The organism is Armatimonadota bacterium (assembly GCA_031459715.1).
Lineage (GTDB): Bacteria > Sysuimicrobiota > Sysuimicrobiia > Sysuimicrobiales > Humicultoraceae > Humicultor > Humicultor tengchongensis.
Genome location: JAVKIA010000030.1, coordinates 20,489 through 30,557, shown reverse-complemented (window position 1 = coordinate 30,557; position 10,069 = coordinate 20,489). Strand labels below are relative to the sequence as shown.

Genomic DNA, 10,069 nt, shown 5'->3' with positions numbered 1-10,069 from the left:
AGCTCTTCGTACTGGGCGCGGACCGGTGGGGGCGCGGTGACGGTCAGGGCGACCATCAGGGCGGTGGCCGCCAGAAGCCAGGGCGCGCGGCGGGGGAGCATCGTCCATCATCCTCCTAAAGCGGACAAGACAAGCAGCAAACCAAGACATTTGTACCCAGACAGCATGGTTCACAGGCATCGGGTGGAGACCCGATTTCCGGTTCGCCCCGACCCGGGCCCGGCCAGCAGGCATGCGGGATCACCGGCGGCGTCACCAGGGCCCGCAGCGGGCGGCGATGCCCGTTCAGACCTCCGCGGTCGGTCGTATAGTATTCTTGGGAACGCAACGCCGGTGAAAAACTGCGCGAGGAGGACGCGTGAGGAGGGAGGAGAGATGCCGAGAGGGATAGCTGTTGTGCTTGTCAGCCTCGCCATCGGGCTGATCGTTCCCGCAGCGCCCATCGGGGCACAGGTGCCGGCGCAGCTCGTCTACGTCCTGGGAGCCGAACCCGTCACCCTCGACCCGCCCAACCAGACCGACAACCCATCTGAGACGGTGGTGCGCCACGTCTACGACAACTTGGTTACCTTCGACGAGCGCCTGCAGATCATCCCGGCGCTGGCCGAGCGATGGGAAGTCTCCAGCGACCACCTGACCTGGACCTTCTACCTCCGGCGGGGGGTCAGGTTCCACGACGGGAGCGAGTTCAACGCACAGGCGGTGAAGGTCAACCTGGACCGGGTGACCACGCCGGCCAAACCCACCCGGCGGACCAGCCTCTACCAGCCCTTCATCAAGTCTGCGGAGGTGGTCGATCCGTACACCATCAGGATCGTGACGCCAAAGCCGTTTGGGGCTCTGCTGGCGCACCTGGCCCACGGAGCCGGAGGAATCGTCAGCCCCGTCGCCCTGCGCCGCTACGGAGACAAGATCGGGCTCAATCCGGTGGGGACGGGGCCGTTCCGCTTTGTGGAGTGGATCCCCGGAGACCGCATCGTGCTGGCGCGAAATGAGCGGTTCTGGGGACCCAAGCCCGCCGCGGAGCGGCTCGTCTTCCGCTTTGTGCGGGAGGACGCCTCCCGGGTGGTCATGCTGGAAAGCGGCGAGGCCGACGTGGCTGTGAACGTGCCCGCCCTGGAGGTCGACCGGCTGACCAAGAACCGCAGGCTGGTCCTGATCCGCAGACCCAGTAACCGCATCATCTACATCGGCTTCAACGTGACCGTGCGGCCCTTCAACGACGTGCGCGTGCGCAAGGCCCTCAACCACGCGGTGGACAAAAGCGCCATCGTCAACACCATCCTGCGCGGGTTCGGGAAGGTGGCCGACTCTCCGCTCGCCCCGGGGAACTGGGGCTACGCCAAGGCAGGGGCCTATCCGTACGATGTGGGGAAGGCCAGAGCGCTCCTGCGGGAAGCGGGAGTGGCCGAAGGGACCACCGTCCGCCTGTGGTCCCCCGAGGGGCGCTATTTCATGGACCGGGCCGCCGCTGAGGCGGTTCAGGGATACCTGAGCGCCGTGGGACTGCGGGTGGAGTTCCGTCGCTGGGAGTGGGGTGCCTACCTGCGGACCCTGGACCGCGGACCCAGGGAAGGAGGGTACGAGCTCTTCCTCCTGGGGTGGGCACCGTCGACCGGAGACGCCGACTGGGGCCTGCGGCCGCTTTTCATGTGCACCATGCTCCCGCCGGCAGGCAACAACAACACCGGGTACTGCAACCCCAAGGTGGACGACCTGCTGCAGCAGGGGATGAGCACAGCCGACCCGGCGGCCCGCGCCGCCGTGTACCGCCAGGTGCAACAGGTGATCTTTGACGATGCGCCGTGGATCTTCCTCCACACCATGTACCAGCTCGTGGGAATCAAGCGGGGCCTGGCGGGCATCCAGGTCCTCCCCATCGAGATCATCCTGGTGCGGGAGGCTAAGTGGCCGGGTACGTAGGGCGTCGGCTTCTACTGCTGCTGCCGGTTCTCCTGGGGGTCCTGACGGTGGTCTTCGTCCTCATGCGGGCCGTGCCGGGAGACCCGGCACGGCTCATCGCCGGCCCGGAGGCCACGCAGACGGAGCTGGAGGCGGTGCGCCGGGAGTGGGGGCTTGATGCCCCCCTCCCGGTCCAGTACCTGCAGTACCTGAGCCGGGTTGCCCGAGGCGACCTGGGCGAATCCATCAGGAGTCGCCGTCCCGTAACCGTCGAGCTCGCCGCCCGCTTTCCCAACACGCTGCGGCTGGCGCTGGCCAGCCTGCTCATCATGACCGTACTGGGAGTCTCCGCCGGGATCCTGGCAGCCACCCATCAAAACACCTTCCTGGACTATGCCAGCATGGCGGTGGCGCTGGTGGGGATCTCCATGCCTATCTTCTGGCTCGGCCTGATGCTGATGCTCCTGTTCTCACTGTACCTGGGCTGGCTCCCCGCCACGGGCAGGGACGGTCCGGCACACCTGGTCCTGCCGGCGATCACGCTGGGCACTGCTCTGACCGCGGTGGTGGCCCGGATCACGCGGGCCAGTATGCTGGAAGTCTTGCGTCAGGACTACATCCGCACCGCGCGAGCCAAAGGCCTGAGCGAGCGCCTGGTGGTCTGGGCCCACGCCCTGCGCAACGCCCTGATCCCGACCGTCACGGTGGTGGGATTGAATTTTGGCGGCCTGCTCTCTGGGGCCGTGCTCACGGAGACCGTCTTCGCCTGGCCGGGGATCGGCCGGCTCATCGTGGATGCCATCGAGATGCGCGACTATCCCGTCGTCCAGGGCGGGGTCCTCCTGGTGGCCCTGACCTACTCCTTGGTCAACCTCATCGTGGATGTAGCCTACGCCTTCATCGACCCGCGCATTCGCTATGCCTAGCCTCGCTGTCGCGCCCCTGGCCCCGGCGCGCCGCTACCGCTCTCTTTGGGCTCTGGCCTGGCTGCGCCTGCTGCGGAACCGCGCCGCCCTGGCAGGGATGACCATCGTCCTGGTGTTTGTCATGGCAGCAGTTGTGGGAAACCGGCTGGTGCCCTTCGATCCCTTTCAGCAGAGTCTGGCCAGGGCGTTGCGGGCCCCCGGCTGGCCGCACCCACTGGGGACGGACGAGTTCGGCCGCGACATCCTCAGCCGGATTGTTCACGGCGCCAGGATCTCGTCCTTCATCGGTCTGGCCGGGGTGGGGTTCGGGCTGCTGGTGGGCGGCGGGCTGGGCACAGCGGGAGGATACCTGGGTGGACGGGCAGACCAGGTCACCATGCGGCTCATCGATATCCTCCTGGCCTTCCCCGGCATGCTGCTGGCGCTGGCCATCGTCAGCTTCCTGGGGCCGGGCCTGGAGAATGTGCTTGTGGCCGTGGGGATCTATTCGGTACCTCTATACGCGCGGGTCATGCGGGGTTCGGTGTTGGCCCTGCGTACTCAGGAGTTCGTGGAGGCGGCGCGTGCCCTCGGCGCCTCTGACTGGCGAATCCTGTGGAGGCACATCCTCCCCAACGCCTTGACTCCGGTCATTGTCATCTCCAGCCTGCGGTTCGCGGATGTCATTCTGACCGCGTCGGGGCTCAGCTTTCTGGGCCTGGGCGCCCAGCCCCCTCTGCCCGAATGGGGCGCCATGCTGGCCAGCGGGCGGGTCTACCTGAGGGTGGCGCCGTGGGTGGCGGTCTTTCCCGGCGTGGCCCTGGCGCTGGTCGTCTTCGGCTTCAACCTCCTCGGTGACGGCCTGCGCGATGCTCTGGACCCTCGCATGAAGGTGTAAGCTGACGGCGAGGAACCTGATCCCGGATCCTGACCTGCTCACATGATGCATCTCGTCTACCACCCCTCTCCGGCGCCGCGCCTGTTCCTCTGGGGCAGGCGGCCCGATGGCGAGGCCGTCACCGGGCCGCTGGTGGCGCTGGGCCGTCCCGACACTGCGCAGGTGGTGACCGACCGCGGGCGGGCGCGACGTGTGCGCGGGGTGGCCGTCGACCTGCTGGAAGGGGTCGCCGCACTGGCGGCGTTGGAGGCACGGGATCTGGGGCGCGCTCCCGCCTCGGTCGCGGCGTGGAGTCTGGCGGCGAAGCTGTGCCTGGACCTGGTGGCCCGGGAGCGCGTCGTCCCGCTGGTGCGACGCGGTCCTTCGGGACTGGAGGCACGCTGGGGTGTCTCCCTGGCGTTGCCCGAAGACGGCGAGCGGTTCTTTCGTCTGGCACGGAGCTTCCCTCCGGCAGCGCACGCCGTGCCCCATCTGGGAGATGCCGGGGCCTCCGATGGACACAGCAGCCGAGGCCGTGACACCAGAGCTTCCTCGGGCCGCGCCCAGGGGAGCTGGCCTACAGCCATCTGGACGCCGCAGGCGCTGCTGCTCCATTTCGCCGACACTGTCGCCGACGCGCTGGTCCGGCGCGCATACGCCGGGCTTCCCGGGATTCCAGACAGCACAGGCACCCTGCGCCGCGCCGGCCCCTCAGTGCATCCTCGGGGGAACGGGGAGCAGCGCCCCTGGGAAGAACGGCTGATCGCCGCCCTCATCGGCCCCGACCCCACGTTTGGGTTGGAGGGCTTCCTGGGCAGGGTGCTGCCGCAGGAGCTCGACGCCTGGGCCGCACCGGCCCGGGGCGCGCAGGCGACTTCAGCGCCGCGGCTGTGCCTGAAGCTCGACCCCCCCGCGGCGGCTTCAGAGCCGTGGGTCCTCCACTACTTCCTGCAGGCCCCGGGCGACCCCAGCCTGCGCGTGCCGGCCGATCGGATCTGGGCGGCCCGGGCCCGCCTCCGCTGGATGGACCAGACCTTTGAGGCGCCACAGGAGCACCTCCTGAAGGGCCTGGCCACCGCCGCCCGCGCCGTGCCGGCCATCGAGCGCAGCCTGGAGACCGCACGGCCCCAGCGGGCGGCGCTGTCCACTGAAGAAGCCTGGCAGTTCCTCTCCCAGGGCGCCCCGCTCCTGGTGGAGTCGGGCGTAACCGTGCTGCTCCCCGCGGAGCTGACCGCCCACGGCCAGCGCCGCCTGAGGCTGCGCATGCGCGTGGGCACCGGTCGCGCGGCGCCGGGGGTGGTGCCGGCCGGCCTCTCACTGGATGCCCTGGTGGACTTTCGCTGGGAGGCGGTGCTGGGCGACCAGACCCTCTCACCGGAGGAATTCCGCGAACTGGTGGCGCTCAAGCGGCCGCTGGTGCGGTGGCGCGGGCAGTGGGTGGTCCTGGATCCCAGCGAGGTCACCGAGATCGGCCGTCTCCTGGAGCAGGTGCGCGGCGGGGCGCTGCCGGCCCCCCAGGCGCTGGCCGCCGCATTGGCCGGACGGGTGCCGCGCGACGGCGAGGGTGAGGTCGAAGTCGTTGCTGAGGGAGCGCTGGCGGCGCTGCTGGACCGCCTGCGGGCCGGCGTCGAGCCCGCATCCCCACCGCCGGATCTTGCCGGGACGCTCCGGCACTACCAGGAACGCGGGCTGACCTGGCTGCGCCTGATGGCTGAGGTGGGCCTGGGCGGCTGCCTGGCGGACGACATGGGCCTGGGGAAAACCGTCCAGTTGATCGCCTTCCTGCTCGCCCGCCGCCGGGCCCGGCCGGACGACCTGCGCCCCACTCTGGTCGTCTGTCCCACCTCGGTGTTGGGGAACTGGGAGCGGGAGCTGGCGCGTTTTGCGCCCACGCTGCCGGTGGTGCGCCACCACGGGCCGCAGCGAAGTGCCGAAGCCCTGCGGGCCTTGCCGCCCCACGCCGTGGTGGTGACGACCTACGCCCTGCTGCGCCGCGACGCGGCTGCACTCTCTACCGTCCCCTGGGCGGTGGTAGCGCTGGACGAGGCCCAGAACATCAAGAACGCCGCCGCGCTGCAGGCCCGGGCGGCGCGGGCGCTTCCGGCCTCGCACCGGTTCGCGCTGACCGGCACTCCGGTGGAGAACCGCCTGGCAGAGCTGTGGTCGATCCTGGACTTCTGCCTGCCCGGGCTGCTCGGCCCCCAGGAGCGCTTCCGCCGGCGGTTCGCCGTGCCCATCGAACGCTACCGCGACGAGCGCGCCGCCACCGAGCTGCGCCGCCTGGTGGCTCCCTTCGTCCTGCGCCGCCAGAAGAGCGACCCGGCGATCCTCCCGGACCTGCCACCCAAGCAGGAGATCCCGGTCATCTGCACGCTGACGCGCGAGCAGGCCACACTCTACCAGGCGGCCGTGGAGGAGGCGATGGCCAAGATTGAGGCAGCCGAAGGCATGCAGCGCCGCGGGCTGGTGCTGGCGCTGCTGGTGGCGCTCAAGCAGATCTGCAATCATCCGGCGCACTACCTGGACGAGCCGGGACCCCTTTCCGGCCGGTCGGGAAAGCTGGACCGGCTGACCGAGATGCTGGAGGAGGCCATGGCCGCGGGCGACCGCGCTCTGGTCTTCACCCAGTTCCGCGAGATGGGTGAGCGCCTGGTGGCCCACCTGCAGCAGGCGCTACAGGTGGAGGTGCTCTTCCTCCATGGCGGTGTGCCCCGGGCCAGGCGAGACCGGCTGGTGCGGCGTTTCCAGGAGGGGCAGGGACCGGGCGTGTTCGTCCTCTCGCTCCGCGCCGGGGGCACGGGACTGAACCTGGCGCGCGCTTCGCGGGTCTTCCACTTCGACCGCTGGTGGAACCCCGCCGTGGAGGACCAGGCCACCGACCGCGCGCACCGCATCGGGCAGCAGCGGGTGGTCCAGGTGTACCGGCTGCTGACCGCCGGGACGGTCGAGGAGAAGATCGACGCCCTGCTGGCCGACAAGCGGGCACTCGCCGACCGGGTCATCGGCGCCGGGGAGGCGTGGATCACGGAGCTGGAAACGGACGAGTTGCGCCGGTTGCTGGCGCTCTCGGCGGATGCCCCGGTCGGCGACGACGTTGAGCAGGCCGCGGAACCAGCCCGGCTGCGGCGGAGGGCCCGCTGATGGGTTGGGACTGGGGTACCCCGCCATGGCGCTACTTTCCGCCCCCGCCGCCCAAGCTGCCGCCGCCGCGGCACGGCATCAAGGTGAAGCGCTTCGGTGCCACCTGGTGGGGGCAGCGGTGGATCGAAGCGCTAGAACACCTGGGGTACACGTACGCCGCCCGCCTCCGCCGCGGACGCAGCTACGCCCGCCAGGGTCGGGTGCACGACCTGGATGTGGAGGGGGGCGAGATCAGGGCGCTGGTGACCGGCTCCCGCCCCCGGCCCTACCAGGTGACCATCCGCGTGGCAGCGCTGGCCGACCGGGTGTGGGAGAAGGCCATCGAGGTCATGGCCAGACGGGCGGCGTTCGCCGCCAGGCTGCTGACCGGCCAGATGCCGCAGGAGATCGACCAGGCCTTCCGCTCGGCGGGCGGCAGCCTCTTCCCCGAGTCGACCCGCGACCTGTCCACCCGCTGCACGTGCCCCGACTGGGCGAACCCGTGCAAGCACGTGGCCGCTGTCCACTACGTGCTGGGGGAGGCTTTCGACCGCGACCCCTTCCTCCTCTTCGAGCTCCGCGGCCGCAGCAGAGAGCAGGTACTGGATGCGCTGCGGCGGCACCGCGCCGCACCGGAAGCGGCTGCACCGCCCAGGGCGCGCCGTGCCCGCAGGGAGGCCAGTATCCATTCCTCCGCCGTGGCCCCCGAACAGTACGAGCGCTTCCGCGAACACACCGACGACCTGACATTCCACATCACCCGGCCTGCCGTAAGCGGTGCCGTGCTGCGCCAGCTCGGCGCCCCGCCTTCCTGGGGGCTTCCTTCCAACCCGACGGACCTGCTCTACCCCGCGGTGGCGGCGGCCGCGGAACTGGCCAGGGAACTGGCGCTTCGGGCGGGGGCCAACGGGACTAAGATGGTCAGCGCCTAGAAGACCTCGCCGAGGGGGATCGTCAACCCGGGCAAGACCTGTTCCCCCTCGAGCATTTCCTGATCCCGAAGGAGTCGGGCCGAGCCATCAGGCCGGTACACCGTGACGGTCCTGGCCTGGGGCGCCACAACCCAGACCAGTCGGGCACCGCCTTCCAGCCAGTCCCGTACCTTCTGCTGAACGTCCACCGGGCTGTCGCTCTGGGACAGCACCTCGACGGCCAGGTCCGGGGCTCCCTCAAGAAAGCCCTCCGGAAGCTGGCCTTCCGGCAGTCGCCGGGTTGATATAAAGGCGACGTCGGGACCCCTGACCCGCTCGGGGTCGGTAGGTAGATGCAGCACAAAACCCACATCGCCCGCAACGACCTCTCCCCCACCATGCTGTCTCACATACTCATCCAGCCGGGAAGCAATCTTCACCGTGACGCGGCCGTGGAGGCCCCCCGGAGGAGGCATCTCAACGATCTGTCCGTTGACCAGCTCCAGCCTGAGGTCGCTCTTGCCGCGCTCCCACAGGTCTCTGGCGGTCAAACGGGCCCTGGTGGCCATCACCCGCTACCTCCCCTGATCCGGCTCCTCCCAGTGTAGCAGCAGGTTGACCTCCGGGCCACGCATCTCCAGACCTGTTCTCGGCAGCTCATGCGAGAAATTCAGGGGCTACGGGAAACAGGCAGCACCCGCAGGACACTGTGAGGAAGGAGCAGGACGGAGATCCGCAGCACCTGCAACCGAGTCCCACCGCTTAAGGTCGGGGAGGAGTGGTCAAATCATCCCGCAGCCGAAGGAGCAATGCCAAGTCGTGCATCTGGAGCCGCCGGGGGGAGTCGAACCCCCAACCCCCGCATTACAAGTGCGGTGCTCTGCCGGATTGAGCTACGGCGGCGGCTCACCCGCATTATACGCCCGGCCGGAAACCCTGGCCATTCAGGAGAACCCGGCGCGCCGGAGGCGCCCCAACCCGTGGCGCTCCGCATACCAGGACACCCCGCGCGCCCCACTCCCCACCGGCTGCTACCGCCCCAGGGCGCTTAACGCCGCGTCCATCTGCCTGGCCACCACCGCGGCAAACGGCTGGGCTTCGTTGACGTCGGTGCTGGCCAGTCCCTGCAGGACCACGGTCAGGCCGGCGCTGGCGAAGGTCAGCGCCCTCTCCGCCCCGGCGTGGCCCGAGGCCGAAGCAGCCCGCAGGTCCACAATCGCCCCGCTCCCCTGGCCCTGGCATGGGTGGCCGGCCGCGGCGGTGAAGTTCTTCCCCTGCGGTCCCTCCAGGCAGTTCACCACGTGCCGCAGGTGCAGCTGCGTCGCCGCCACCGCCGCGCCCCGCTGCGCCAGCTCACCGGCGTGGAAGCGGGCGGTGGTGAGCTGTGCGCGGGCCGCAGCCACCGGATCCTGGCTTCGCGCGACCGGCGGCAGAGCGAAGACCGCAGCGATGAGCAGGACAACGCTCAAATAGACCCTCACGCTGATTCCTCCTTTGGGAGCTCTTTCTCACAGGCTACGGCCTACGATCCATCAGGAGTGTAACGACCGTGTCAAAGCTGCAGGAGTCAGCACGCGCAGAGGGCGGTGGCCGGCCGCGGAGCCGGGTGATCGAATCAGGCGCCGCCAATGCCCGGCTTCATGGAGCCGGCGTGGGTGCCGGGCGATTCCGCAGGAAGACCTCCGTCGTCACAGTCCGCGTGGCTCCCGGGGAGGGCGCTGCGGCTACCACCGCCACCTCCACCCGGGCGACCTCCTGCGGGCGGAGGGCCGCTGTCCCGTCAGGTCCAAAGTACCGGAAGACCAGGCTCTCAATGAACCCGGCCAGGTTGTTCACAGCGCTGCCCAGACGCCGCTCCAGCTCGCGCTGCACCTCGTCTCGCTGGAAGGTGACCACGTAGGTCTCGCCCGGGCGGCGGGGGTTGTGCGGTGAGATGCGCACGGTGATCCGGTCGGCGCACAGGCCGGCGCAGCGGGCGTCGTCCAGGACGGCCTCAGCCCAGCGGAGCTCATCTGCCATCCGGTCGACGGCAATGCGCGCGTTCTGCTGCACCTCCAGCGTGCGCTCGACCAGGAGCATGGCGCGGAACGCCCCCTGCACCGTGCCGGCGATGGCCGCCAGCGCGGTCCCCAGCAGGGCCAGGGCAACGATCACCTCAATCAACGTCAGCCCGCGGTCGCCGGGCACGTTCTCCCTCCTCCTGACCTCTGTATCGGCAGACGCGACGGCTTTGAGGGGGGAAGCCGCACAGCAACAGCTCTACGGGGGAAGCTGCCGGTGCCCGCCCTGCGCAGGGCTTCCCCGCCGCGGGACGGAATGTTAGCCATGGGGGACCCCGGATCGATCGCGTCCGG

The 10,069-nt window shown here is 69.8% G+C and carries 8 protein-coding genes and 1 tRNA gene; 5 read left to right on the top strand and 4 right to left on the bottom strand.

The features are described from left to right. Window positions 1-375 precede the first annotated feature (375 nt). The 5 genes from QN152_10630 to QN152_10610 are packed head-to-tail and all read left to right on the top strand — an operon-like array spanning window position 376 to window position 7,736. Window positions 376-1,923: a glutathione ABC transporter substrate-binding protein gene (locus QN152_10630; protein MDR7539964.1), complete on the top strand. Its 1,548-nt coding sequence runs from the start codon at window positions 376-378 to the stop codon at window positions 1,921-1,923. Then, complete coding sequence (locus tag QN152_10625; protein ID MDR7539963.1) at window positions 1,908-2,828, top strand: ABC transporter permease; 921 nt, start codon at window positions 1,908-1,910, stop codon at window positions 2,826-2,828. Before QN152_10630 ends, QN152_10625 begins: the two co-directional genes overlap by 16 nt. After that, window positions 2,821-3,705, top strand: coding sequence for an ABC transporter permease (locus QN152_10620; GenBank protein MDR7539962.1), 885 nt, complete (start codon window positions 2,821-2,823; stop codon window positions 3,703-3,705). Before QN152_10625 ends, QN152_10620 begins: the two co-directional genes overlap by 8 nt. A gap of 42 nt (window positions 3,706-3,747) precedes the next feature. Then, window positions 3,748-6,825, top strand: a complete 3,078-nt coding sequence (locus tag QN152_10615; GenBank protein ID MDR7539961.1) for a DEAD/DEAH box helicase — start codon at window positions 3,748-3,750, stop codon at window positions 6,823-6,825. Beyond that, a complete protein-coding gene (locus QN152_10610; GenBank protein ID MDR7539960.1) occupies window positions 6,825-7,736 on the top strand; it encodes an SWIM zinc finger family protein in 912 nt (303 codons plus the stop codon). Before QN152_10615 ends, QN152_10610 begins: the two co-directional genes overlap by 1 nt. On the opposite strand, the gene QN152_10605 is transcribed toward QN152_10610, so the two are convergent. From QN152_10605 to QN152_10590, 4 genes are all read right to left on the bottom strand, one after another. After that, entirely contained in the window at window positions 7,733-8,284 is a 552-nt protein-coding gene (locus QN152_10605) for a Uma2 family endonuclease (GenBank protein MDR7539959.1), read from the bottom strand. The genes QN152_10610 and QN152_10605 overlap by 4 nt on opposite strands. A gap of 257 nt (window positions 8,285-8,541) precedes the next feature. After that, window positions 8,542-8,618 (bottom strand) — tRNA-Thr (locus QN152_10600). Between the two features lie 128 nt (window positions 8,619-8,746). Then, entirely contained in the window at window positions 8,747-9,196 is a 450-nt protein-coding gene (locus tag QN152_10595; protein ID MDR7539958.1) for a hypothetical protein, read from the bottom strand. Between the two features lie 157 nt (window positions 9,197-9,353). Continuing rightward, a complete protein-coding gene (locus QN152_10590) occupies window positions 9,354-9,902 on the bottom strand; it encodes a prepilin-type N-terminal cleavage/methylation domain-containing protein (protein MDR7539957.1) in 549 nt (182 codons plus the stop codon). Window positions 9,903-10,069 lie beyond the last annotated feature (167 nt).